Annotated in this window: 19 protein-coding genes and 3 pseudogenes; 6 read left to right on the top strand and 16 right to left on the bottom strand. The window is 52.4% G+C overall.

Annotated features, from left to right (window positions below):
• Positions 1-9: 9 nt before the first annotated feature.
• Entirely contained in the window at positions 10-1,239 is a 1,230-nt protein-coding gene (locus tag ACZ5BW_RS12940; RefSeq protein WP_464540584.1) for an ABC transporter permease, read from the bottom strand.
• Positions 1,240-1,307: 68 nt separating this feature from the next.
• Between ACZ5BW_RS12940 and ACZ5BW_RS12935 the strand changes: the two genes are divergently transcribed.
• Positions 1,308-2,213 (top strand): ThiF family adenylyltransferase, encoded by a 906-nt coding sequence (locus ACZ5BW_RS12935; RefSeq protein WP_464540582.1) that lies wholly within the window; start codon positions 1,308-1,310, stop codon positions 2,211-2,213.
• Positions 2,214-3,290, top strand: a complete 1,077-nt coding sequence (locus ACZ5BW_RS12930; protein ID WP_464540580.1) for a nitroreductase family protein — start codon at positions 2,214-2,216, stop codon at positions 3,288-3,290.
• A 19-nt stretch (positions 3,291-3,309) separates the two neighbouring features.
• Here the strand turns inward: ACZ5BW_RS12930 and ACZ5BW_RS12925 are convergent.
• Positions 3,310-3,681 (bottom strand): annotated as a pseudogene (locus tag ACZ5BW_RS12925) (transposase); the annotation flags it as partial.
• 328 nt (positions 3,682-4,009) lie between these two features.
• On the opposite strand from ACZ5BW_RS12925, the gene pepA reads away from it, so the two are divergent.
• Complete coding sequence (gene pepA / locus ACZ5BW_RS12920) at positions 4,010-4,858, top strand: flocculation-associated PEP-CTERM protein PepA (RefSeq protein ID WP_464540578.1); 849 nt, start codon at positions 4,010-4,012, stop codon at positions 4,856-4,858.
• Between the two features lie 385 nt (positions 4,859-5,243).
• Here the strand turns inward: pepA and ACZ5BW_RS12915 are convergent, their stop codons facing one another.
• Positions 5,244-6,113: an N-acyl amino acid synthase FeeM domain-containing protein gene (locus ACZ5BW_RS12915; RefSeq protein ID WP_464540576.1), complete on the bottom strand. Its 870-nt coding sequence runs from the start codon at positions 6,111-6,113 to the stop codon at positions 5,244-5,246.
• Between the two features lie 523 nt (positions 6,114-6,636).
• On the opposite strand from ACZ5BW_RS12915, the pseudogene ACZ5BW_RS12910 reads away from it, so the two are divergent.
• Positions 6,637-6,942, top strand: a pseudogene (locus ACZ5BW_RS12910) (transposase); the annotation flags it as partial.
• Between the two features lie 48 nt (positions 6,943-6,990).
• Here ACZ5BW_RS12910 and ACZ5BW_RS12905 read toward each other — a convergent pair.
• The 5 genes and pseudogenes from ACZ5BW_RS12905 to ACZ5BW_RS12885 form a co-directional block, all read right to left on the bottom strand.
• A pseudogene (locus ACZ5BW_RS12905) lies at positions 6,991-7,290 on the bottom strand (transposase); the annotation flags it as partial.
• Positions 7,291-7,309: 19 nt separating this feature from the next.
• Positions 7,310-7,630, bottom strand: a complete 321-nt coding sequence (locus tag ACZ5BW_RS12900; protein ID WP_464540574.1) for a winged helix-turn-helix domain-containing protein — start codon at positions 7,628-7,630, stop codon at positions 7,310-7,312.
• Positions 7,519-7,758 (bottom strand): helix-turn-helix domain-containing protein, encoded by a 240-nt coding sequence (locus ACZ5BW_RS12895; protein WP_464540571.1) that lies wholly within the window; start codon positions 7,756-7,758, stop codon positions 7,519-7,521. Before ACZ5BW_RS12895 ends, ACZ5BW_RS12900 begins: the two co-directional genes overlap by 112 nt.
• Before the next feature lie 125 nt (positions 7,759-7,883).
• Positions 7,884-9,776 carry an MAC/perforin domain-containing protein gene (locus tag ACZ5BW_RS12890; RefSeq protein ID WP_464540569.1) on the bottom strand — a complete coding sequence of 631 codons (1,893 nt, stop codon included), beginning with the start codon at positions 9,774-9,776 and terminating at the stop codon, positions 7,884-7,886.
• Positions 9,777-10,191: 415 nt separating this feature from the next.
• Positions 10,192-10,383, bottom strand: a complete 192-nt coding sequence (locus tag ACZ5BW_RS12885) for a tyrosine-type recombinase/integrase (RefSeq protein ID WP_464540567.1) — start codon at positions 10,381-10,383, stop codon at positions 10,192-10,194.
• Positions 10,384-10,719: 336 nt separating this feature from the next.
• Between ACZ5BW_RS12885 and ACZ5BW_RS12880 the strand changes: the two genes are divergently transcribed.
• Complete coding sequence (locus ACZ5BW_RS12880) at positions 10,720-12,666, top strand: ParB/RepB/Spo0J family partition protein (RefSeq protein WP_464540565.1); 1,947 nt, start codon at positions 10,720-10,722, stop codon at positions 12,664-12,666.
• 79 nt (positions 12,667-12,745) lie between these two features.
• Here the strand turns inward: ACZ5BW_RS12880 and ACZ5BW_RS12875 are convergent, their stop codons facing one another.
• The 7 genes from ACZ5BW_RS12875 to ACZ5BW_RS12845 all read right to left on the bottom strand — a co-directional run bounded on the left by ACZ5BW_RS12875 (position 12,746) and on the right by ACZ5BW_RS12845 (position 22,943).
• On the bottom strand, positions 12,746-14,488 hold the full coding sequence (locus tag ACZ5BW_RS12875; protein WP_464540563.1) for a hypothetical protein: 1,743 nt from the start codon (positions 14,486-14,488) through the stop codon (positions 12,746-12,748).
• 11 nt (positions 14,489-14,499) lie between these two features.
• Positions 14,500-16,350, bottom strand: a complete 1,851-nt coding sequence (locus tag ACZ5BW_RS12870; protein ID WP_464540561.1) for a chymotrypsin family serine protease — start codon at positions 16,348-16,350, stop codon at positions 14,500-14,502.
• 61 nt (positions 16,351-16,411) lie between these two features.
• The gene (locus ACZ5BW_RS12865) at positions 16,412-19,126 is read right to left on the bottom strand and encodes a 3-keto-alpha-glucoside-1,2-lyase-like domain-containing protein (protein WP_464540559.1); all 2,715 of its coding nucleotides are present in this window, start codon (positions 19,124-19,126) and stop codon (positions 16,412-16,414) included.
• Between the two features lie 390 nt (positions 19,127-19,516).
• Positions 19,517-20,209 carry a DUF1826 domain-containing protein gene (locus tag ACZ5BW_RS12860; protein WP_464540557.1) on the bottom strand — a complete coding sequence of 231 codons (693 nt, stop codon included), beginning with the start codon at positions 20,207-20,209 and terminating at the stop codon, positions 19,517-19,519.
• 1 nt (position 20,210) lies between these two features.
• On the bottom strand, positions 20,211-20,594 hold the full coding sequence (gene dksA / locus ACZ5BW_RS12855; RefSeq protein ID WP_464540555.1) for an RNA polymerase-binding protein DksA: 384 nt from the start codon (positions 20,592-20,594) through the stop codon (positions 20,211-20,213).
• A gap of 135 nt (positions 20,595-20,729) precedes the next feature.
• Positions 20,730-21,992 carry a GTP-binding protein gene (locus ACZ5BW_RS12850; RefSeq protein WP_464540553.1) on the bottom strand — a complete coding sequence of 421 codons (1,263 nt, stop codon included), beginning with the start codon at positions 21,990-21,992 and terminating at the stop codon, positions 20,730-20,732.
• 90 nt (positions 21,993-22,082) lie between these two features.
• Positions 22,083-22,943: an all3515 family Zur-repressed PEP-CTERM protein gene (locus ACZ5BW_RS12845; RefSeq protein ID WP_464540551.1), complete on the bottom strand. Its 861-nt coding sequence runs from the start codon at positions 22,941-22,943 to the stop codon at positions 22,083-22,085.
• Positions 22,944-23,090: 147 nt separating this feature from the next.
• Here ACZ5BW_RS12845 and ACZ5BW_RS12840 point away from each other — a divergent pair, with 147 nt between their 5' ends.
• On the top strand, positions 23,091-23,468 hold the full coding sequence (locus ACZ5BW_RS12840; protein ID WP_464540549.1) for a Fur family transcriptional regulator: 378 nt from the start codon (positions 23,091-23,093) through the stop codon (positions 23,466-23,468).
• Between the two features lie 119 nt (positions 23,469-23,587).
• Here the strand turns inward: ACZ5BW_RS12840 and ACZ5BW_RS12835 are convergent, their stop codons facing one another.
• Positions 23,588-24,715, bottom strand: coding sequence for a rhomboid family intramembrane serine protease (locus ACZ5BW_RS12835; RefSeq protein WP_464540547.1), 1,128 nt, complete (start codon positions 24,713-24,715; stop codon positions 23,588-23,590).
• Positions 24,716-24,767: the final 52 nt, after the last annotated feature.

Here is a 24,767-nt window from a genome sequence, read left to right as displayed (position 1 = left end):
CTGTCGGCGCTATCGGTTATGCCGCAACGCATCAACAATGCTCATGCGTGAAGCGCGCCAGGCCGGATAGATGCTGGCAGCGAGAGTGGTGCCAATCGCAAGCGCCAACGATTGCAGTGCTATGTCCAGGGTAACCAGAATCTCTCCGGTATAACCTCTCGCCATACCGGGGGGAGGGGGCATGGGAATTCCAATGCTGGAGATGATATAAGCCAATAACAGCGCCAGCAGCACTCCCAGGATGCCGCCCAAGCAGCCAATGAGAATGCCTTCGGCCATGAAGAGGCGCATGATACCCATGCGCTTCACTCCAAGTGCCAGCGAAGTACCGATTTCACCTATCCGCTCCATGACATTCATTGTCATCGTGTTGGTAATGCTGAGAAGGATGATTGCGGCAATAATAAGCCTGATACCATAAATCTGCTTGGTGAAGAGTGTCACCGTCTTGTTATAGAAATCTGAGAGGTTATACCATGGGACAATCTGGAATTTGTCTAGCGGGAGTATGCTGCTCAGCTGTGCTAATGTGCTGTCGGTTTGTTCGGTCTCGTTCAGCAGTACCATCCAGACATGCGCTCCATCGGTGCGGAGTAATTGTCGTGCTGTTTCGATAGGCATACGCAGAGCCGAATCGTCATAAGACTTGGTGACGGTAGAGAATAAGCCGCGAATCCGCACCTCTATGGCATTGACCCCCCTCGTAGCAGTATTTGCCAACAGTACCACATGGTCTCCCACATTAGCGCCGAGATTACGTGCCAGTCCTTCACCGACGATAATACCCAGTGGATCATTGGCAGAGAGATGCTGACCTGCGGAAATCTGCAATGCATCGCCAAAAAATCCCTGTTGACGGGCATCGTCGCCCTCGCCTATAAACGAGATAGTTGCATCATTCCGACTGATCAGTCCACTAAAGGAGAGTCGGGGGGCCACGGCTTTGATTCGTCCTGATCCATCTGTACTTTCTAGTTCAGGTACCAGATTCGGCAGGAGAAAAGCATAAGGGTCCGCCTTTCCCGCTTCATGGTAGCCTGGGCGGACAATTTGTAGGTGGCCTAATTGTGACTTAATTGTGTGTTCGCGAAATGCCAAAAATATGTGTTCGATAAAGCCACTTGCAAGGATGAGAGCGATAGTGCCAAATGTAATTGAGCCCAGCGCAATGGCGCTACGACGCTTTTGACGCTTAGCGTTACGAAGCGCTAGGGAGAAGTCCAACCACAGCGTATGCATATGTCAATTAATCGAAAAGGAGTGGCTTCGGCTGGAAGGCTGAATAGCTGTCCATGGAGAAATGAAAGATGGTAAATTGTACAACAGACGAGACCGGTATAAAGGCAGCGAGCGATAATAACGCGTTCAGCTACGAAAAGGCATTCTCACGAAATATTGGCTGGGTGACGGAGGCCGAGCAACAGGCGCTACGTCGAAAGTGCGTCGCCATCGCAGGGCTCGGGGGAGTCGGAGGTTCCCATCTGTTGACCTTGACGAGGTTGGGGATTGGTGCGTTCCACATTGCGGATTTCGACACGTTCGATCTGATCAATTTCAACCGTCAGACTGGAGCAACTATAGGGACTTTAGGCCATGGCAAGCTTGAGGTCATGGTCCGGGAAGCGCGGAATATCAACCCCGAGCTAATAATCAAGGGTTTTGGTCATGGTGTAAAATCTGACAATTTGGATGATTTTCTTGAAGGCGTGGATATTTATATAGATGGTTTGGATTTCTTCGCCTTTCAGGCTCGTCTGAAGGTTTTTGCCGCTTGCGAATCAAAAGGTATTCCCGCTGTTACCGCTGCTCCGCTAGGGATGGGTGCTGCGGTACTCAATTTTTTTCCAGGCCGTATGAGTTTTAATGATTATTTTCGGTTGGACGATGCCCCTGAGGCAGAAAAGCCATTGCGCTTCCTGATGGGGCTGGCGCCCGCCCGCCTGCAAATGGGTTATCTAGCTGATCCTTCAACGGTTGATTTGGCCGGCCACAAGGGTCCCTCCACCATGATGGCTTGCCAGCTCTGTTCCGGTGTGGCGGCGACCGAAGCTCTAAAAATTCTACTCGGCCGCGGCCCTGTCTTGGCAGCACCCAGAGGCTATCATTTTGATGCCTATCACAAGAAGCTCGCTCATACATGGCGCCCGGGCGGCAATCGCAATCCTTTGCAACGTCTCGCTATTGCCATTGCTAAACGAAAACTAGGATTGTAAGTGAACTCTATTCCCCAGCCGCTCGCAGATATTCTTCAACTCGCCCGTTGGGCCCCAAGCGGGGATAATACTCAACCATGGCGATTTGAAATCATAGACGAACGGCATTTGGTCATCCATGCGTTCGACACGCGCGACCATTGCGTTTATGATCTCGATGGTCATCCCAGCCAAATTGCATTGGGCGCCCTATTGGAAACTCTGGCTATAGCCGCCAGCGGACATAGCATGCGAGCGAAATACAAACGATGTATTGGATCATCCGATGCACACTTAGACTATTTTGTCGAACTGCTCCCGGACAACCAATTGCCTTCAGATCCCTTGCTGCCCCACATCAAGAATCGTTCCGTCCAGCGCAGGCGTTTTCGTACCACTCCCCTATCTGATCTGCAAAAGCAGGTACTACAAAAGGCTGTCGAAGAATTTTACACAGTACGCTGGTTCGAGGGCGGAAGTCAACGCTGGCGCTGGGCGAAGCTAATGTTTGACAACGCGAAGCTCAGACTCACTCTCCCGGAAGCTTATAGCGTCCACCGCGACGTTATCCAGTGGAAAGCGCGTTTCAGCGAGGACAAGGTGCCAGATCAAGCCTTGGGGCTGGACGCTATGACCCTTAAACTGATGGGCTGGGTTATGGGCAGTTGGCAACGTGTGCATTTTTTTAACACTTACCTCGCTGGGCACCTGGTTCCTCGGGTGGAGATGGATCTGCTCCCCGGCTTGTTCTGTGCCGCGCACTTTGCCATTCTTGCTCACAAAGTGCCTAAAACAATGGAAGACTACGTACGCGCAGGCCGTGCAGTTCAGCGTTTCTGGCTCACCGCAACTGGGTTGGGACTGAGTTTGCAACCAGAATTGACACCTTTGATTTTCAGTCGCTATGTGCGCGAAGGAAGGCATTTTTCGCAATTGTCCAAGGCTTGGTCAGACGCACAAACATTGGCGGAGAGACTGAAAAACGTTCAGGGGGATGACACGGCCTCCACCGTATTTCTAGGACGAATCGGTCTTGGCGAGCCGCCTAGAGCGCGTTCGCTACGTTTACCGCTGCAACGACTTACTACCGGAACCTGAACCGCCTACCGCAGCAGAGCCAGGCGATGCTCTCCATTTCGTCGTGCTCCGCAAGTCCGGCCTTCCATAGCGCTTCGAAGAAGCCTGCTTTTCCCATGCGAGGAAGCGCTTGTGAATCGCGCTGGCACTGCCGAAGCGCTCGCCGGGCAGCGCCTTCCACTGGCAGCCGGTGCGCAGCACATACACAATGCCGTCAAACACCTGTCGAGCTGGCTGGCTTGGGCGGCCGTCCCGCACCTGGCTTGCGCAGGTACGCCTTGTCCGGCGGCAGCACGCGTGTGGGAATCAGCGGCTCCACCCGCTGCCAGAACTCATCTGTTGCTACCCACGACTCGACTCGTTTCTTGCTCAAGTATCGCTCCGGCACCGCGCTCTCTGCAGTTCGGACCATAGTTTAACTATTTACGGATAAGTTCTAAGATATGGAGTAAAGCTGGGGCATGCCGCTACCCGGGTACCATCACTCCGATGGACTCTTCTCGGTTTTCCCGCAGACTGACGGGGAAATTCCAGCTCGCCTATGGACATATGTCGAATTCTTTTACACTTTTACGGCAACTTTACTTACATTCTTCACTCGTCCCGGTTAATCTTTTGATATTAATGGATTTTATTATATGGCACAGCGTTTGCTTTATATTTAAAGTGTCCTTTATCCCTGACCATAAGGCACGTAGACTCTGGTTCTATCATCGCATCTGAAATTAAAGGAGGAGATTATGAAATTCAATTTAAAATTATCCGATTTATCGAGGCATCTGGTTACTGGCGCAGCAGTCGCAGGACTGGCGGTTAGCAGTTCATCGGCGTTAGCACTGGGTATAACATTCACGGCAGAGCCGTTTACCGTCAACCCTGGGGTAGTAGGTGAGGCTAATTCATCTTTTAACGCTCGCTATATCGACTTTAGTTACCAAGCCGAGGTTGACCAAACTGGCTCCGATTTTGCGGAAACAGGTGCCGGCTTTTTTGGTACGTTTCGGGATGCGCTTGGCGGCTCTCCAATTGCCAATACAGGATTGGGCACAGACTACCAGATGTACGCGCTCTATAGCGGAACTGGTGCCTCCGTGGAGAACCCGCCAGGCGCTGTGCAGGGCACCTTTCAAACTTTTAATGTAACCTTCTTTGTGGATCCGAGCATGAACACCCAGATCGGCCTGCTTCCAGGCATGAATGGAAACTCTATGGGTGTCACTGGTGGTGGTGGAGATGATATTGAAGTATTATCTGGAGTGTTAGGAGTTCAGGAGGGTGGATTTCGTGTCTTCTCAGCGCTTGTCGCAGGTGATTTCCACGTGCAATTCGACGCCACACCTGTAGGAGGATTCTTTAGCGGTGCAGCTTTTGCCGGCGGTTCCACTGTTGGGGATATCAATGGGGTCAATACCTCAGTGAGCGGTGTTTCGTTGCCACCTTCCAACTTCACCGACGCTACTATTATTGGTTCGGGAAATAGCAGTTTCACGGCAGTGCCGGAACCTGGGATGTTGTTCCTGGTAGGTATTGGATTAGTCGGTATGGGGTTCGTCTCCTCTCGAGCAAAACGGGGACAATACGCTGCTTAAGGCAATAAACCGGCCGCCCGAGAATTCTCTGGGTTTCAAAAAAATCGGAAACGGATTTCGTTTCCGATTTTTTTCTTGTGCTGAGTTGTGTTGTAGTGTAGGTGCAGTCTAGAGGTGAACCTTCAACGAGGCTAGGCTTATACTGATGCCGTCGTTCACCTTAACTCAAGACCGAGAGCCTAACTGTCATAGTCAAATAGGAGATTATGATCAAGGCTGCTTCATAACGCCTGCTCTTTCAGCAATGGGTCATCTAGACAGTGATGTGGATATCGTTTACAGGTTTTGATCTGCTGGCGCACGTGAGTCGAGAGTCATTGTTACCCTATCAAAATGAGGCTGTGGAAGCAAATATATCTACTCTGTCTGATCAGGTTTAGCCAGTTCAATGCGCTGGGGAGCAATATCGCGTGAGGTTATTTGCAACCTTTTCTTCCTCAGGTTTGGTAAGAAAATAAGTGTAGAGAGATCTTTGCTTGGGTTCGTGGGACCCGGCTAAACAAGCGACCTGTGCATCCACATAATCCAATTCCAAACGCAATAGCACAGCTGGTGCATTAACACGTTCACAGATACGTGTTTCACCGATCTGGCGAAATCCTAATACTCGCTTATAGTATCCTGCGTGGCGCGGATTTACCTCGATTACAAAATCTGTTGCCTTGTGAATAATGCGTCCATAAATATAAGCCAGATTAAATAGGGCAGCCAGCAACTCGGCTGAGCTATGGAGGGGATTTATCGCGAGTTTGGATAATTCACATATCTTTCGTTCTTTTGTGCGTAAGATTCCAACTTCCTGGTTATAAAGTGTATCAACGAGCAAACCATCTACCGAGTCAAGCCCTAACGTCAGCGTGCCGATGAGTTGCTGTTGCATAGACGCCTCCAGCGTAAGGCGGTTGGGATTGTGTGAAGAAATGGCTGGAGTTCCGGTATCATAACCACGCCAGGAATACATACTTTTTACCAGTTTATTTACTAGGTTATAGCGTGCAGGTGAGTCGGCAAGGCAAATTTGGTATTTACCGCGCCTCAAAACACACCTGCGCTCGTGACTTTCATTTATGGATTCTTCAGCTTCAATTAGTGCGTTGCGGGGAGTGGAACTGAATTGATTCTTTACCGAGGAGTAGAGGGAATATCTTTTAACGCGGAGATTTTCGTCGGTATATAGTTGCATCGTGCTGTCCCTGAAGTTAATCGGAGTTGGTTTTTTGGAATGTCTTGGCGCTGATATGGCGATCTCTGTCACGTCTTTTGATTTTGATCATGAGGGGTTGCAGAATTCGACTATTGACATCCAGACGAAGCGGACGTCTCGGTTCAATTATTGGCTGATTACCGCCGTTCGTTACGAAGACCGATACGCTTTCCAAGTAGTTAGGAAGGAACTGCCTGCACTAGCACAAGCATAATTCGTGCCAGTCTGCGTATTGCTTGCCCTCGGCCGCTTAACCGGGGACTTACCGCGGCTGAAATATAGGCACTGTCGCCAAGTGAAACCAATTATTTATAGAATGGAGATAACAGATTGTAATAAAAGGTATTTTTTTGTCGCTGTAAAGCGACACCTTGAGCAAATCTTTTTGGAACAAATGGGAATATAATCGGAGATAAGAAGAAGAAGCTCGAGTGTTTCAATACTGCCACTCAGATACCGGAGGGGCGCCTATAGGGCTAGCATGATGGGGTTGGGTCAATAATAGCTGCTCTAGATAGTATAGTCACGAGCTTCAGAATATGAGAGACGTGGTGGGTCAAGAAAGGAGACTCGCGTGAAGAATTCGAAGCCCGCGTACCGTCGCCACGATATATCCGATGAAACCTGGGCCTTGCTGGAACCGTATTTACCCGGACGCAAAGGCGTCTGGGGTGGCATTGCCTCGTTTCATCGATGCTGTATTCTGGATATTGCGGACGGGAGGGCCATGGCGGGATCTTCCGCCGGAGTACGGAGGATGGAGTCAGCCCATGGGTCGCACAAAAGGGAGCTCAACACCAAGATACATCTGGCCGTGGGTGCGCATGGTATGCCGGTCAGAGTCCTTGTTACACAAGGTCCCACAGCGGATTGCGCAGAGGGTTTTGATTTTGGAGAAGGCCTGCTCGATAGGGTTGAAGTCGGGAGAATAGGGCGGCAGATAAAGGATTTTTGCGCCTTTGTCCTCGATCATTTCCCGGACACCCGCGACCTTGTGGCTGCCCAGGTTGTCACAGACGACAATATCGCCTTGCTTGAGCGCGGGGCAGAGCCGGGTTTCCACATAAGCCAGGAAAGCTGCGCCGTTCATGGGAGCATCCAGGCACCACGGCGCAACCAGGCCGTCAAGATGCAGGCCGGCAACGAAAGTCATGGTTTTCCAGTGACCGCCGGGAGCGTGGTCATGGCATCGCTCTCCCACAGGGCAGCGGCCATGCTGCCTCGTCATGTTCGTGCTTGCTCCCGTTTCATCGAGAAAGATCAGGCGCGCGGTCGCAGGTCTTTTGCCAGTCCCGCCAGGCGGGCCTTGCCGCCGCCACGTCAGCACGTTCTTGTTCGCTGGCCCGCAGTGTTTTTTTATAACTGTATCCCAGCGAGCGGATAAACCGGTCAACGGAGGAGATGTGGACACGAACCCCCAAAGTCTCTTCAATCCAGTCGCGCAGCCCCGCAAGCGTTATTCCCTTGCCCTCCAGAAGCTTGCCCCTGACCTCCGCGGCATGGGCTTGCAGCGCATGACGCCGGTAGCCCCGATCCTGCGCGGGGAAACGCTCCCTTCCTGTCTCCACAGGCAGGTTATCTTCGATACAAATGACGGGCTGACTGAATATTTATCGGCCACCGCCCTGATACTCAGGCCCTTGTCCACATCCGCCACAACCCGGCGGCGCAAATCCCCGGAATAAGCTCTCGGCATGTCTCACCTCCACCCTAATCCTCTCCTATTTTGATGCACAGAGGAATCCCCCCGATTCCAACTAGAAGAAAAACGCTCTAGTAGCTTCCAGCTCCTTACAGCTTAGGGTAACTGGTAACCGTCATTTAGGCTGATGGAATGAGGGGCATCCAACGAAGCTCGATCAAAGGATTCCCATAATCTTTGGTAAAGCTCGCTTGGTAGAATGCGTTTTTTCTTATTGGGATCATTACTGTGTTACAAGAAACGTCAGCGTGGATCGAAGTTGCGGCGACTTTACCCCGGTCAGTGAGATTGTGTTTCTCCGGATAAGAGTAAACTTCGACGAATCCGCGATCGGATGGTATGTTCGTCGATAAATAGGTGACTAGAAAACCGTCCGTCTTGGCTTGGTATACGAGTGTTTTCTCTCGTGGCAAAAATGGCTCGAAGGATGCCAGTGATTTGGAAATCGGAAGGAAGAAGGCTTTATAAACTGAGTTACCGGCGGTCCGGACTCGAAATTGCATACTCTTGCGGACAGGCATGCAAAAACTATTGGCAGAAACAAAATGCCCGTCACCATAATGGAACTGCTGGGATGCTCCTGCAATGGTCACGTAGTCTTTATCTAGCTTCTGTTCTCCTTTCACCTGTCCATAGATGCCGTCTCTCTGTCCACAATCAACATAGGCAACTACGAAGCCATCATTTGGAGCAGTAATTTCCGCGTTTAACTCGATGTCTCCCCAAGCCCCAAACGCTTGGTCTCCTATATCTCCAAAACCTATGAACTGAATCAGCTTCTGCTGTCCCCCTGGTCCCGTGTCTGATTTTGCTTGTACTGCATAAGAAGTCTTACTGGAGGTAGGCATTGTTAGTGCCGCATAGGAAATGTACTGGTTATGATGGGTATCGTAGTTCCATGAAGCATTTGCCCGAACAACGCTTTGCCCGCTCTCGGGATTCTCGATGGCTTGAATGTCGCCATGGGCCCATTCAGGGTGATCTGGCCACCCGTTAATCATGCATACCACGAACCCATCGCCGTCCGTTGTATCGTACACGCGTTCGAACTCGATCAACCTAGGGGCGGTCAACAACCCATCCTTGAACTCGTCTTGCTTGATGTACAAACCAAATAAGGATTGGATATTGCTTGCAATCACATGATCTTCGATCAAGTCCGAAATGGCTTTGAGTACTGTTTGTGGCCTGCCATTACGCCCTCGTGGGAGAGTTAAATTTAGCAGAAGACTTGGAGTGGCATAAATCGATTGAATCCAGTCAGATAAATTATCTTTGAGGTGGCCTCCGATCACATTCAAAGATAGCCTCAGAGAAGCCTCATGTTCTCTTAGATACTTAGACTCTTTAAAGGCTACGCTGACATCTAGCTCGCCCTTTTTAATAATTCCCTTGTAGCCCAATTCAAGAGCACTAGCAACTTCTAATGATTGGGACGACTCAGTGAGCGTATCTCTAATTTCTGTCTCCATGACAATTGTGCCGCCCAACGTAGCTGAGCTCGCGTAATGGGTACCATAATCATCAAAAAATCGAAAATATCGCTGTTGGTTATCTACGGTGGAGATATCTGGCGGGAGCGCCTGCACTGCGCGAAGGAAATCAGGGTGGAGCGAGCTTTTATCTATCCTCTCAAATTCCAAAATGGATTGGCTAGCAAAGTTGAGCGCATATTGCGAACTTGCGGCTGTAAATAAGTCACCGTGATAAAGTAGGGACGATCCAACCGAACCCGAGTAAGTTACTCCACTGTATTCTGCTTCTACCGACGCCGAGAACCAGCGGTCATAGTCCCTTTCACTCTCGAGCAATATGCTTTTCGCTCCTACGAACAGGTTCGTTGCTATATTTACTGAAAGTTGATCGGGGATATCTCGGGGACCAGTTGGCCAATCAATTTTTTTGCCCTCGTTGTAAGTAATTATAAATACTGGCCTGCCAAGAAACCGTCCATCCCTGGCGTTGTAAGCATTTGCTGCATAGTTGGTTAATTCTGGTACTGGATTCGTCATTTTAGGCCTTATTTTTTTGTTAGTTCTTAGGAAGTTCATTGCTAGCCAACCAGATAAACGCTTAGGGGAGTCAAAAAATAGGCATTAGTACCTCCAAGTTATATAACAGACACCTTAAAACAACACCAATTACGAGTGCTTCTCGCTATTCGGGGACCGCAAGCCCCGGATGTAAAAACTGACATAGTATAAGCACTTACTCAGACCCAGCAATCTGCATGCTCTTACAGCTATCTTTTCCACACAAATTATGCTCTGTTCGGTTGTATGTGGGAAAATCATGGATCGAGATGAACCAGATGAAGGGCTAAGTATTTGGATTCACTTGCAATCTATAAAAGCTGATGAGAATTTGAGTTAAGGCCGAAGAAAAAATAGTTGAAATTCGTTGAATACTTGAAGTTCCCCTAATAACTTACCTTAAACGTCGGACTATCCCTGCCCGGATCCTGCCATTGTCATAGATCCGGGTGGTGGCAATATTGGCATGCCCCAGCCATTCCTGCACCTTGGCGATATCGGCCCCGTTATCCAGCGCATTGGTCGCGGCGGTCGCGCGCATGACATGCGGCCCCATGTTCTCCCCGAAAATCACTAGCAGAGGCATGGTCGCCCTCGGCGACCGCAGCCTTAATCGTCTCCGCCGGTTCGATGGTGAGCGTGATGGTAAGGCGCTCAAGCTTGGTTGCCGGAGAGGGCCGGAAGCCAAAAAAGACGCCATAAGGCAGGACTCCCATCCTCTCTGCCTATCAGATGGATAAGATAAAACCGTTTCAGGAACCGGGAAGGATTCGGGGATAATACGCTCTGGATTATTACGGAAGCGGATCACGGCGTGACGGCATTCCTTTTGCCAAAGATCATTAATGCCCGATACCGGTGCTTGATAACACTGATACCACCGGCTTTTCTTTTCCGTTTTATTTAAGTATTCAGGAGAACCATGATGGAAACCATCGAAACCACTCTTATCCGCATTCCGATAAAAAAACTCGTCATCTCGCCCCTGAACGTTCGCAAGAAGCAGGGAACCGGCATCGAAGAATTGGCTGCCCTGATCGCCTCGCAGGGATTGATCCACAACCTGGTCGTCACCGTGCAGCAGAAAAAGGGCAGGAAAAGCGGCAAGTATGAAGTGATTGCCGGCGGCCGCAGGCTGGCCGCCTTGAACCTGCTGGTAGCCGATGGGCGGCTGTCGAAAGACCATGAGGTGGATTGCCGCGTGGTCGAGCACAAAGAGGCGCTGGAAATAAGCCTGTCCGAGAACAGTGGACGGGAGCATATGCATCCCGCCGATCTCGTCATGGCTTACCGCAACCTGATAGATGCGGGGTTTGCGCTGGATGAGATTGCTCCACGCTTTGGCGTTTCTCCGCTGACCGTCAGGCGTTACCTGAAACTGACCAGGGTCTCCCCCAGGATTTTCGCGCTGTATGCCGAAGACAAGATGAGTTTCGAGCAGATAACGGCATTGGCGCTCACGGATGACCACGAATTGCAGGAGCGGCTCTGGCACAACACGCCGGAGTACCAGCGCAACGGCGCAACCTTCCGGCGGCTCATCACCGAAACTGAGATCAACATACGGACGAGCCCGCTTGCCAGATTCGTCGGAGTAGAGGAATACGAAGCCGCAGGGGGCGTAATACGTCGTGATCTTTTCGGGGAGGAGGACGACGGCTACATGCAGGACGGCGAATTGCTCGAATCGCTTGCCCTGGAAAAACTCAACCAGGCGGTCGAGCCGCTGAAGGAGAAAGGATATGCGTGGGTGCAGGTTCGCACCACCTTCGACTATTCCGACAGGGCCGAATTCTCGCAGATGCGAATAGTCAGGCGTGACCCGACTGTGGAGGAGCAGGCCAGGATGGACGCGCTGGAAGCGGAACTGGAAGCCATCGAAGCCGGATATGATGCCTGCGATGACGAGGGGCGCAAGGCAGGAGAACTCTACGAAGCGATAGAGAAAAAGAAAAAGGCGGAGCGCATTCGGGATGAACTGACGAAGCTTATCGAATCGCTGGAAGAAGTTTATCCGGATGATCTTGCAATTTCAGGGGCTATTGCCACTGTCGACCACGAAGGCAGGCTCCGTATCGAGCGGGGTCTCATCCGCAAGGAGGACATGAGGAAGCAGCCGAAGGAATCAAGGGAATCAAGGGAATCAAAGGAACCAGGAGAGTCAGGGGAGCGGGAAGCGGCAGGGATCGAAGGAGCCGGTGGCGAGAAGCCGGTCCATTCGGAAAAGCTGACCCGCATGCTGACCATGCATCGCACGGCTGCCGTGCAGGCGGCCATGACGGATCGGCCGGAAGTTGCGCTCGCCGCCCTCGTGCACCGGATGGCGGTACAGGTTTTCTCAAATGGCTCCGCGTCAAATCCTATCCTGCAGATCAGAATCGAGGAAACCCGTCTCAAGCCGGACGCGGAGGATATCGAACAGAGCAAGGCAGCGACCGCACTTGCAGAAAAGCGCCGGCAATGGCAGAAGCGTATCGATGCGGCAGGGCGGGGCGGCAAGACTCTGTTTGGGTGGCTATTGGAGCAATCGCAGCAAGACCTTCTGGATCTGCTGGCTTTCTGCACGGCGGTTTCGGTCAATACCGTCTCGGAGCGGGAAAGCACACCACCACAGGACGTAACTGCACTTATGACCGCCTTGAATCTGGACATGGCCGACTGGTGGAAACCCACATCCGGGAACTATCTATCGCATGTCTCGAAGGGCAGGATTCTCTCGGTGGTGGCAGAAGCGGTATCGACCGAGCGTGCCGATCTCATGCGCAATCTCAGAAAGGAGCAGTTGGTGCGAAAGGCGGATGAAGAACTCTCAGATTCGAGGTGGCTGCCTGAAAATCTCAAGGTTATCGGACGGCAGAACAAATCGTAATCCATGGATTATAAACCCCCGAATGGGCTTTATAATGATAAGGAGAATAACTTCCTGGTCTTCTACCACTCGCGGGCGATCACCCGATTATCCCGGCTGGCAAAGCGACCTCAAATTGACCGTTCGGAACAATATCCACCAGACATGAGTGGCCATAGGTGATATCGTCAGAGCCGCCTGCGTCAATAAAATTGCTAGTCACCGGGAGACCGCCTATGGTCGTGGCGGCAATAAGCGGGTCGGTCCCTGACGGGACATCATTACGCGTCTGGGCGAACAGATAAGTCGACCACATACCGATCTCCTCGTCTGGCAGCAAGGTAAGTTCCCCCCGGTAGATGCAGTAGTTCCGCAGTTGCTTCACGCTGCAAATTTCCACCAGTTCCGGCGATTCGTCCTTGCTACGAAAAACGACATGCGTGATGCTGGGAGCAGTGAGGTGCAACTCTGCGGGAGATACGCCTGATGTCGTCGCAGTCCCAACCACCTCGGCTCCATTGAATGCTGTCATGGTCACTGAGGCATGAAACACGACACGACCAAGGACCTCCTGTATCGGTGTCGGAAATCTTATGGTCAGGCCGGCAGGCGGAAAAACTAACGCGGGTCGTTCGGCCGCAGCCGGTTGCACAAAACATGCGGTGTAGTCTTTGGGGTCGAAAATCATTCCGCTGATGCTGCGAGGCTGCCGAAAACAATCGCCGGATTTTTGGTCATTAAAAGATGTGCAACGCCGTACAGCTCGGCCATCTACCAGACTGCGGCTGGGGTCGTCAATTCTCAGACCAATATCGATCTCCCAGGGTTTTAGAATGATTTTATAGGCTCGATGATGGCTCGGGGACAGCGCTGCAGCCGTCACAAAGTAGTTTTGGCAGGTTTCTTGATGAGGTTCGGCTCCCAGCAGGGCGAAAAACACTACCTGGTTACCACGCTGGTAGATTGTCCGGTCCGTGAGCAATTCCTGCGTTTCGACGAAGTGCAGGTTCGGCTTGGTTTCCGAGACCGAATATTCCAGCGTGCGCCTATCTGTTTCCCGTTGGTATTTCCATTTCACATCGAGTTTATACGGGTACCCTGGAAGCGGTATCTCGGGATACTGCATCTCAACAGAAACGATTTCACGCAGGGTACGCTCAGTGGGGTCGGGTACCGTTGCGTCCTGACCACGACGATGGGGATCAATCTGATCAGACAAGACTGCTGCAATGGATGCAGCGGCAAAAACCCCGGCTGCTGCATCCACGATGGGATTATCGACAGGCCGATAGTGGAGCTGACCATTGGGACAGCAAGCCGCACTGTCGATAGAGACTTCGCTATTTAGATAGAAGCGCGGCTGCTGCACTTCGTCGCCCACATGCCCGTCAATATCGTTGACAAGAACATGCTCGTTTGTCAGCCCAAGCGGGCGGCTGTCGCTTTGCGCGAACAGGATCATGCCCAACGTGCCATAGACATTCATGTTCGCGTTTCCTACCGCGATTCCCCCTGCCAGTGTATCGAACATCTGGCTTCGCGTGGATTTCGTATCCACAGTTCCTCGTGGCTTTGTTATAGCCTGGATCACATCGGTAGGCACATCTTCGATTTGATCAGGAATAGGCAGATAGCCTCTGTCCGTCAATTTTGCCAAATCGACTTTTTCCCTGACATAGAAGCCTATTGCCAGGGTATCAGGTTGAGCGTACGGTCCCACAGTCTTGATTGCGGGCAAAATATCCAGGACATTTCGGTCTTGCGCCCATTGTGACTTTATCTTCGCGATGATTGATTCGACCTGGGCCCGAGCGGAGGGATCTTGCGGATTCAGTTTTTGCATAATATTTTTCCCTAGGGTCGCAATTTAAGGGAGAGCGCGGTGAGTACATCCTGAATCGGCGACACGTTGGTGGACGTGTCGCCACCCCCATATAAAAGGCCGACTACCTGATTCATGGTAGCTGGTTCGTGGGAAAAGACCACCGAGCCGGAATCGCCGTGATCGGAGAATTGTTCTTCGCCAAAAGCAGGGTCTGACGCAAGGATAATTTGCCCTGTTAGAAACAGATCGGGGTGATTTGGATCCGTGCCGGTACATCCGGTGCCGGCAGCATTCTGGGGTCCCCTGCACTCGCCTGCCGGTGCGCTGGGATTAGTGATGATTCCGTGTGTGAGGCCAGTGCGGGATCCGGATTTATAGACATGCATTCCCATAAATGGCGCGGCAACTGTCGGATCAATCGAAATCAGCGTGTCCAGGCCTGTGATAAAGCTTGAGTTCGGCTCACCGGTGATGGCATCGACGGTCTGCTGGACGAACGGCCTGCTGTTATCCAGTTCAATAAGCGCGGCATCGGTCGTTACCCGGTTAGAGGCACCCACAGTACCAATTTTGCGAGGGTGATCACCGACATTTCCCCATCCGGTCTTGTCTGCGACAATGGATTCTATGAGCCCGACCAGCCAGGCAATGAGCGCGATGATCAGCAACACGATCTTCCACCACGGGTCTTGAAACGCCAGTGGTCCGTGTTGGCCTACGAAGCCGTCTTTAATTTCGACGCTGTAATCAAAGGCGAGCGGTAACCATATGCCACCCGGCAGACACACCCGCTGCCACCCGCCCCCGCCGCCATTGCCACCCCCGCCGCCATTGCCACCGCCACCGCAATCGGGGCCGACAAGACATCCACACAGCAGCGTGATCAATTCACGTAGTATTTTCTGGTCGCAATTGCCTCCACGCATCCCGCGCATCAGGCGAGTAATGTCGTCACCCACCCTCGATCCTTTCGATCCACTTCCCGGCTTGAGCACATTCTTACAAAGTTGCTGCAGGGCGACCGGATCAACCGCCAGGGACTTGAGCGTCAGCGAAATCTTGCCTTCCGGTATATAAACCACGGATGTTCCTGTATTGGGATCATAGTCAAGTTCGGCAATGAAGATGGTTCTGGCATTGTGGCGCATCGCGTCGTCCGGGTCCGGGTCGCCTCCCAGGTTATGCAAAACAAACTCTACGGGCGGTTTGCCGCGTCGGGCGCCGCTAGCGTCCACCAGAAAATAGACTGTAGTCTTTTCCCCGATCTGCAAAGGAGGTATACGGATTGCCCGCCCCTGTACGGTCTGCTGGGTAGCCGTTAACTCGGCGGCCGTCCATGTGTCAACGATCATAATTCCGAACGACGCGAGCGTGGCTCGTCCAATGTTGGAGATGTCGAACAGGAGCTCGTCCTCAAATGCTTCTCCCCAGGTGTTTTCAATTTCGACACCCATGTACTGCATCCCGTTGATACCAAGAAAGACGCCATCGGCGAACATCAGTAGAGATTGACCATCGATTGCGAAGGGTCGAACGGTAACATTAAACATCGGACCGATCTTGTCCACTCGAATCACGAGGTCATTCGGGTCGGTATCGGAAGGGGTGAAGACATCCTTGGAGCGGATGACTTGCGAGAGGTGTGCGCCATTCTCCTGTAACGGGTCGGGGAGAACGGCGGCGTTCTCCTGCCATCCGTGGGTACCGTCATTATGCTCGATCGTCAGATTCCAGAGGGCCCCGTCCACGATCTGCGTTGAACCCATGACGCCCGGGATGATGCCGCCCCCGCTTGAGGCTCCGGTAATTGAAATACGTTGATCCCACGCTGAATCTTTACCTATGACAGTAATCTGCCAGCGACCGCGATATGTTTGCATGTTCGTTCCCCCTGATGATGGATGAACTAACGCTAGCCTTTTAGGATGCTTTTAGGGTACTTTAGGGCGTTTTGATGCGTATATGCCGCCAGGCCAGGGTACTACCAGGATACACCTGTATCCCGATGAAACCGGGAGCTCGACCACGCTCTCCATCGGTATTGTCAAATGAGGTGGTCTGCTGTCGTACGCCGGTCTGGATATTGGTTAGAAAAACCTTGTAGTTATTGCCCTGTACCTCGATCTCGTATTCGAACCAGACACCAGGAACAAGCGTGGGCCCAGGGGTGTAATTCTGTACGGCAGGCTCGTTGAAGTTCAGGTGCCAGACGCGATCGCTGGCTTGAATCTTGTATATGGCACCGGTCCGGTTTTTGAACAGGCCATCCGGCTCAGGCTTGATTCCATAGAAATCCTTACCCGAGTCGCCGCGCGCGTTGTCATCGATCTGAACTTCAAAGCCAGCTATGACTGGCCTCCATGCCGCATTGCCTGCATCGAAGAATGGTTCGTTCGGGATGCGGGTTTTGAGCGCATCGGCAAGTTCAAGTGTCGGACGCGGGAAGCGAACGAAGACGCCACTGTTATGGTTCGCAGTGTCGAAGATACGGAACTGGAGGCGCAATGTAAAATCGCTAAAGGCTTCCTTGGCGTAATAAAAAAGTCTCAGCCCGCCATCCCCGTAACTTACCATCTCGCCGTTCAAATGAAGCATGCCTCCACCCCCTGGACCGGCAAGGTACCAGTCCTTGAAGGTCTTGTCCGTACCGTCGAATAATGAGCGAAAACCCGCTTCGGGCTGGGGGCTGATGATCGCGTCTGAACTGCGCAACACACTGCTGTTGAGCAGATCGGCAGTGCGGCGGCACAGTGCGATGCCAGTGAGCATCGGGTTAGGGGAACCCATCGTTGGAAAGAGCGCGGGACTGGCGATATAGCAGTTGGTGGTATCGTGGATGCGGCCGAAGTCGTTGGTAACAGAATCGGCGATATCGTCGCCCATACGCATCGTGCCGGTGTCGTGGTGCGTCGTACCCAAGTCGTCGCGGCGGTTCCTGAATGCGCCCAGTAAGGCGAGTCGTTGTGCTCTGCTTCCCGCCGGCACCGGAATGGCGCTCGATTGGGTGGGGAGAATCTCGAATGGTTCATTTCCTGCGAAGATCAGCGCGATCTTATCAGACACGGAATCCATTTCATCCCATGTAGCTCGGTCGATGTTTGTTTCGTTACTGCCTGGAAAGGCTTCTGGTGCTGCTTTTGCGTTTCCAAGATGAACAACCGCCTTTGGCCGCCCGAATTCAGCCTCGAGCGTAGACAGATCAACAAAGCTGTCCGGGTTGCGCGGCTTCATCTCGCCGATGCCGCGAATCGTGATCACGACGGTTTTATCGTTGGCACGAAGCATGCCCTCCAGATGTTCAAGGGTTGGAATTTTCTTGAAGAGTTCTGCCTCAGCGTCGGTACCCAATTCGTTTAAACCTGAAGCTGTGATCTGAAAGTGGAAGGTACTTCCGTTGGCTGCCTTGCCTTTCATGAATAGGGCGGAGCATTGGAGGCTATTGAACGGTTCGGGGGGGAGGTTTGCTTCAATTGCCTTCCTTGGCACACGAATGGTCAGGTTCGAGCGCAAATGGGCGATGAGATTCGAGCCCATGCGCTGTGCGGCACGACCTGCGAGGGACTGCTGGAATGTGGTAAGTGCCACACGTGTCGTTTCGACCGTACCGAGCGCAATAACGACTGCGCTTTGCCCGCCATCTCGCGGCGGTGCAAGTGGAATATCCACGGACATCCCGTTTTGCCAGACGCGCACTCCCGTGACACGCACCCAATTGTCCGCCTGGGTCTCAGTGATGAGTTCCTGTACATGACAGTCCGGAACGATCATGAGCCTCTTTCGTGCGTCCGCTATCGTCCCTGTACCGTCAGCCTCGCTGTTTGCGAGCCGCGCGGCACGAATGAGACCGGGCACGGCGCTGAATTTGTTCATTGGAAATAGTCCTGGTTCAGTGCTGGATTGGACTGCGAGGGGTGCTTCGAGTTTGAGCAGTTCGAGCAATTCTGCTTTTGATGTCCTGTTCCCGGCAGGGAGATTCAGCCATTTGCGCAATAGTGCGACGTTGATCGGGCCAAGCGTGGAATCATGATAACGCACACTGGGATGATCAGGCAGATCGGCGAAGGAAAAACCTGTTTCGTTACCTGGCGTTTTAAGGCCGGTATGAAGTTGCTTGCGTAACGCGCTGTGAAGCGGCCCGAAAATGAAGTCGTTCGTCGCCGTTACCCCGATCTGATCACTTGACTGCTCGAAATATCGGGTGCGCAGGTCATCGCGTGTTGTTTGTGGCCAGGCGGCCCACTCTAAGTCGAGCAACTCAGGCGACCAGCCGCCCCAGGTCAGTGAACGCCCTCCAATGGCGAAGATTAATCCGCTGTAGTTGAGTGCCGGGTGATTTACCCACGGCACGCGCAGATCCGGAGCGCCTCCCATAAACGGCATATTCTGCATGTGCTCGGGCAGCACAAAGGGGCCAGCCTCCAGCACGAGGATTCGGCGGCTACGTGTACCGTCTCCTCCAGCGTCGGTTACGAAGAGATGTTCCGCGATGGCAGCCCCGAAGGTTCCCCCACCGACAACGATTACGTCGAACTCGCGTTGTCGGCCGGCAATGGTTTGTGTGGTGCTATCAAATGCTTCCTGCAAGGTATTGCAGAGGTACCTCCCCATATTGTCCAGGGTGAACGAGGTCGATTCAGAGGTCAGCGGCTGGGCCATATATATCCTTCTGATTCACTTCAACCATCACAAGAAACGGTCAAGCCTGCATTAAGAGTAACCGAGCTTGCTTGAGAAGCTGCAACTTCCAAACGTTATCTGCTTCGGCTTACACCAAAGTTAATTTATTCCCGGCACTTGGGGCGTTTACTTTTACTTTACGAGCTCGAATGGATAATTGCTGACTTTGAATTTTGTTTATCCTTTTAACCTTAGTTTATAAGCTATATATGTCAAGAAAGGATGTGCCAGACGAGTTGCGTAAAAAGTAGCCGGGAGGGTAATCAGAGAGGATATCTTGCCTGCAGCGTCGGTACCGATAGCACTGAGATAAAGACCGATGGTTAAAAATGTGGTCTGGCCGAAGGAGGAAAGAGGGAAGGGATAAGATTAACCGGAGTTGCTGTCCCAGATTGCATCCATCACAAGAAGGATACGAGATTGACCTTTGGCGACGGCGGGAGAACGATGGATCGCACCTCTGTTCGCGTTCCCCTGCCAGAGAGACCCCTTGAGGAGGGTAATATCGAAGGGTTCTGTTCCCTCGACCCTGGTTCTTTCATCAAACAGACCGGAAGCTCTGTCAGCAAAACCAAGGGAACTCAGTTCAAGTTTACTGTGATCGACCCATTCGTCATTGATCCACTCCGTTCCCTGTCCATGATAGGTGCAAACCAGACGAATACCTGTGCGATCGACATGAAAGCGGGGACACATTGCTTTGTGAAGCACTTCCAGGCGAAGAGCAATTTCATTACATCCAATTAAGTCCGAGTAAAGCTCTGCAATGAAGCGCACATCATCAACCATTGCTTCTCGACTGGGAAGCGGGGGCAGAAGATCCGGTGCGAGACCTTCATCAGAACGGATGACCGTTAGAAAACCGTTTCCGAAAAGGTTATTTGCCAATCCCTGTTGTACGTAGCGATCGACAATGTTGTCGGCATCTCGCCGACATATCACGATCTGGGTGAAAGGATGGAATATCCGTATCAACTCCTCAAGCTCAGAGGTGATATATGCGTATGGTCTGGGTTCCTGATCTTGATCGAGGAAAGGCGCCTTGGTTACTGGAACGTCCATACTATATTCCTCCCAGTTCTTCCAACACGGCACCCTGTGTGCGTTCAAGCAACTCATGGCGTTCCTGGGCCTCGATGCACAGGTTGGCAGTTGGACGTGCCAGTAGACGGGGAATACCGATAGGCTCACCTGTTTCCTGGCACCAGCCATAAGTCCCCTCTTCGATGCGTTGAAGCGTCTGCTCGATCTTTCTCAGCAAGTTGCGTTCCCGATCCCGCACACGGAATTCCAGCAGAAATTTTTCTTCCCTGCTGGCCCGATCGTTGAAATCGGGCTCTGCAGTTACATCCTGCATCTGCTCCAGCGTATGTTGCGCGCACTCCAGCAGTCGTTTTCGCTCAATCTCCAGGCGAGCGCGAAAGAATTCCAATTGTGGAGGGGACATATACTCCTCTGGCGGTGCGGCCAGAAGTGATTTTTCGAAGAAAGAAAGTAGATCGGTTTTCACGGTTAATTGACTTGGCTTGCCACTTCTCTGGCTGATGACATACTGGCAAAGAATGTCTGAGGAATTATTGACTCATTTGTACTCTGGCTCCTCTTCGGAGGCGGTCAGCGGTGTCCATTGGGGAAATTGGTCCGGTATCTCGCGCCAGTAATCGATACCCTTGCGGACTTCGGTAGGTTCAAGCTGACATTCCGCAAATGCCTGCTCTATGACTTTCAGGTTCTGAACACGATCCTTAAAACGACCAATGAAAACCACTTCATTGGTCCTGTCCCCATAAGGCATGCGCCACGATTGCTCAATTAAGTGGCGCTCTTCGCTTCCCTCCGTCGGCCACCGTTCCTTTGGCACTGCGGCCCACCATCGTCCAACCGGTTCCACGGCAGCAGTATTGCCACAACGCGAATATGAGATCGCCCAGTCCGGGCGGCTGGCCAGCCAGACGTAGCCCTTTGCTCTCAGGATTCCGGGCAAGGGTTTTTCGAGGAAAGCAGCGAAGTGCAGGGGATGCAGCGGTTCAGGCAGGCGTACAATGAAACTGCTGATGCCAAATTCTTCCGTTTCCGGAGTGTGCTCGCCCGCCAGTTCCTTGAACCAGCCGGCCATCCTGCTGGCACGATCGAGGTTAAACCGACCGGTACCGAGCACTTTGCTCAAGGGGACGTTTCCGCGGTGGGCATGAATGATTTCCGCCTTTGGATTCAATGCCTTGATCACGCCGATCACCTCATGGAGTTGCGCAGGCGACACCCTGTCCACCTTGTTTATGACGACTACGTCCGCAAATTCCATCTGCTCTGTTAGCAGGCCGGCCAGCGAGCGGTCGTCCTCCTCGCCTGCCACTTCCCCGCGCTGGACGAGCAGCTCCTCGCTGGTAAAATCTTTCAGCAGATTCTCCGCATCCACGACCGTTACCATCGTATCGATGCGAGCGATATCATTGAGTGAGTTTCCATTTTCATCCCGAAAATCAAACGTGGCGGCGACGGGCATAGGTTCTCCGATTCCCGTCGACTCGATCAGCAGGTAATCGAAGCGATGCCCGGCGCAAAGCTTGCGCACCTCGGTCAGGAGGTCTTCGCGCAAGGTACAGCAGATACAGCCGTTGCTCATCTCCACCAGCTTTTCTTCAGTGCGCGATAAAGCGGCGCCTGCATTTTGAGTGCCTTTAGCTACAAGTGATGCATCAATGTTTATTTCGCTCATATCGTTCACGATTACTGCCACGCGCAATCCTTCACGATTGGCCAGAATGTGGTTGAGCAACGTGGTTTTACCCGCTCCGAGAAAACCGGACAGCACTGTGACCGGCAGGCGTTGATCCGTTATCGTCATGATTGATCGCTGGTTAATTTAGCCAAATGGAGTCTCATGCAGAGACCTGCTTACTCTACTTTCGGAATGTGCTTCCTCAGAATGAGGTTTTTATTTATGAAGAAGAACAGGGGGCTTATCAGCGTGTAGCCGCTTTCGCACTATCGAACCCAACATGAGCAAACCCGCCAGGAACATTGCGTAAGTGCGCAGTTCCGGTACAGGCGAAACGTTGAAATCGAAATGGAACGTGCCCGAATCCAGGATGGACGAACCTGTTCTCATGTTCAGCAACTCGAATGTTGCCGAGTAAATGCCCGCTGGAGCCGCGGCATCAACCCAGTAAACCGGCTTGAACTCGAAATCGTTGCCTGCTCCCAAGGTAAATATATCGCCGCCGGTGTAAATATCCTTTGTTGTTTCCGTCCCGATGTGCAACCCAGGTGGGCTCTCGACCAGCCTGAGCCCGATTTCCACATCATTCAATTGACCTGACCAGCGGTTATTACTGCTTCGGAAAAGGACATCTTCCATACTGCCTGAGGGATGGTTGGCAAGTGACTGAATGGAAGCAATGCCGAGGTAGCTATATTCCGAACTTCCAATATTTGTTCGCAATGTGCCCGCGTAGAACCCACTCCCTTGTGCTAGGGGAAGAGGGCCTTCTCCTGAAGAGACTTCGGGAACGTGGTTATTGGTATTGGTTGACAGAACGGCGGGCGTCGTTACGGGGCCAGTGTAGCTGTATGTGCCGATCCCGTGGAAATGGTTGCCGTGATCGAGCAAAAGAGTCAGGCGGTTCGAGTTTGGATTGGATAATCCGGCATACGTACCGGAAGTCAATGTGGACAATCCATCGTAGCCAATATAAAACCCGATTCCCTCATCATGCCTCGAAGCTGCCGACGAGGTGAATGGCGTCAGCGCCAAAGCGACCAGTCCCAGGATACTGCTTTTCGATATAAGGCTCATCTATCTCCTCTTTCTTCAGTTATTGTTAATGATAACAATATATCAATAGCAGTAGTGCCCGGTCAAGGCTACTGATGACATAATAGGAGTTAAGAGGGGGGCGAATCGGATAATATCTATGTAGGACGATATTGTTGAGGCGAGCTAATGGAACGTAACACTCGGCAGCGGGATGCAATTCTTGACGTTATTTCAGCGGCAGGAAGGCCGCTTTCGACGCAGGAAATACTTGTGGCAGGGAAGGTTGCGGTACCTTCTCTGAGTATTGCTACCGTTTACCGGACATTGAAGGATTTAGTAGCAGAAGGATACATTCTGCCCGTCAAGCTGCCAGGTGAACCGGATCGCTACGAAATGGCCAAGCTGGATGATCACTATCACTTCAAGTGCAGTACCTGCAGCAAGGTATTCGATATTCACGACAGGATCAAAAAGAACAACTTGCACGTGCCCCGCAATTTCGTGATCGAGAAATATGACTTGATTCTTTATGGGCAATGTAGCGATTGCGTTCCCAAACATTGAAATCGATCAAAGTTACGGTATTCCCAACACGGATGTCGCGATATCCGACGCAACGAACTCAACTGCCATCTGGCGTAGACTTGCGTGTGTCATCTTCGCGAGACGCGGAATCGTCAGCGTCAGTGGGGCAGGGTGGACGGGGTTGGCGAGGAGAGCCTGGGCAACTGAGGCGGTTGCCTCGCCATTTCCAGCGCATGACGAATTTGCCCGGGATTGTGGGTGCGCAGGCCTTCCGCAAGGGCGCGGGACGCATCCCTGCGGTGTTCAGCGTAGTGTCGCAGCATTTCTACCATAGCGGCAGAAGGCAATGCGGGATCAGGTGGAAGTTCCGAAAGCTGCTCAAAGCTTTCTTCATAGGGATTACCCACGGCGGCATCGATTCGTCCCGCCAGTTCGTCAAAGGAGACTCCCCCTCGCCTGGCATCATCGAGTATGCGCTGCCAGGCCTGGCTGATCGCCAGGTCATCACGCAGGAAATTGCCGATTTCCTTGCGCGCCAATACTTCCTCGCTCCACTTGTATGCGGGAGGCGGAATCCGAACGATCAGCGTGAAGACGGCCAGTGCAAGGATGCTTATAGCGGCAAGGCGGCCGCGGCCGAACACGTGAGAAGCTTTTCTGTTTATAGTGGCAGTGGCGGGATCTGCAAATATTATTCCACCGAGCAGGCCGGTCACGAAGCCGCCGATATGAGCAGCGTTATCGATACCGGTAATTGCGAGGCCGAGCCCAAGGCTGACAATCGCAAAAGCCATGGCGCCCCAGAAAAACCATCGGAACTCGCGGGGATGCAGCCTGCCGCGCGCGCACCAGAGAAATACCAGCAGGGCGCCATATATGCCGAAAATGGCGCCGGAAGCGCCACCAGAGATGGCCAGGCCTTTATGTGCAACCAGCGAGAGCAGATTGCCGGCAAGACCGCTGGCAAAGTAGATGGCGGTAAAGCGTGCGTGCCCATACATGCGTTCAACCAGTTGGCCCGCATCCCAGAGCGCCCAGAGGTTTAATGTGAGATGGACCAGGCCAAAATGGAGGAACATGGCGGTCCCGAGGCGCCACCACTCCCCATCCTGGGTAGCGGGGCCGAAATTGGCGCCCCAGGCGAGTTGCACGCTGTTGGATGAGTGCCACAAGCCCGCTCCGCTGGCAAGCATGGCTATAAAGATCAGCAAGTTGACCGCCACCAGCAGCTTCGTTACTGGAACTTCAGGAACCTGTTGGCGAAGTAGATCATGGAGTGACAGCATGGAAGGTAGACCCGTTCTTCTGGAATCATTATGATGCATGAGGATGAAACGT

This window comes from Nitrosospira sp. TNL300 (assembly GCF_055385915.1).
The sequence above is the reverse complement of the archived record's forward strand: the minus strand, read 5'-3'. Positions and strand labels throughout refer to the sequence as shown.

Excerpts from the sequence above, each read along its gene's own strand:
- dksA (WP_464540555.1), bottom strand. The coding sequence starts at position 20,594 with ATGTCCCCTCCACAATTGGAATTCTTTCGCGCTCGCCTGGAGATTGAG.
- ACZ5BW_RS12895 (WP_464540571.1), bottom strand. The coding sequence starts at position 7,758 with ATGCCGAGAGCTTATTCCGGGGATTTGCGCCGCCGGGTTGTGGCGGAT.
- ACZ5BW_RS12860 (WP_464540557.1), bottom strand. The coding sequence starts at position 20,209 with ATGGACGTTCCAGTAACCAAGGCGCCTTTCCTCGATCAAGATCAGGAA.
- ACZ5BW_RS12940 (WP_464540584.1), bottom strand. The coding sequence starts at position 1,239 with ATGCATACGCTGTGGTTGGACTTCTCCCTAGCGCTTCGTAACGCTAAG.
- ACZ5BW_RS12935 (WP_464540582.1), top strand. The coding sequence starts at position 1,308 with ATGGTAAATTGTACAACAGACGAGACCGGTATAAAGGCAGCGAGCGAT.
- ACZ5BW_RS12850 (WP_464540553.1), bottom strand. The coding sequence starts at position 21,992 with ATGACGATAACGGATCAACGCCTGCCGGTCACAGTGCTGTCCGGTTTT.
- ACZ5BW_RS12835 (WP_464540547.1), bottom strand. The coding sequence starts at position 24,715 with ATGCTGTCACTCCATGATCTACTTCGCCAACAGGTTCCTGAAGTTCCA.
- ACZ5BW_RS12865 (WP_464540559.1), bottom strand. The coding sequence starts at position 19,126 with ATGGCCCAGCCGCTGACCTCTGAATCGACCTCGTTCACCCTGGACAAT.
- ACZ5BW_RS12840 (WP_464540549.1), top strand. The coding sequence starts at position 23,091 with ATGGAACGTAACACTCGGCAGCGGGATGCAATTCTTGACGTTATTTCA.
- ACZ5BW_RS12870 (WP_464540561.1), bottom strand. The coding sequence starts at position 16,350 with ATGCAAACATATCGCGGTCGCTGGCAGATTACTGTCATAGGTAAAGAT.
- ACZ5BW_RS12845 (WP_464540551.1), bottom strand. The coding sequence starts at position 22,943 with ATGAGCCTTATATCGAAAAGCAGTATCCTGGGACTGGTCGCTTTGGCG.
- ACZ5BW_RS12880 (WP_464540565.1), top strand. The coding sequence starts at position 10,720 with ATGATGGAAACCATCGAAACCACTCTTATCCGCATTCCGATAAAAAAA.
- ACZ5BW_RS12885 (WP_464540567.1), bottom strand. The coding sequence starts at position 10,383 with ATGCCTCTGCTAGTGATTTTCGGGGAGAACATGGGGCCGCATGTCATG.
- ACZ5BW_RS12875 (WP_464540563.1), bottom strand. The coding sequence starts at position 14,488 with ATGCAAAAACTGAATCCGCAAGATCCCTCCGCTCGGGCCCAGGTCGAA.
- ACZ5BW_RS12890 (WP_464540569.1), bottom strand. The coding sequence starts at position 9,776 with ATGACGAATCCAGTACCAGAATTAACCAACTATGCAGCAAATGCTTAC.
- pepA (WP_464540578.1), top strand. The coding sequence starts at position 4,010 with ATGAAATTCAATTTAAAATTATCCGATTTATCGAGGCATCTGGTTACT.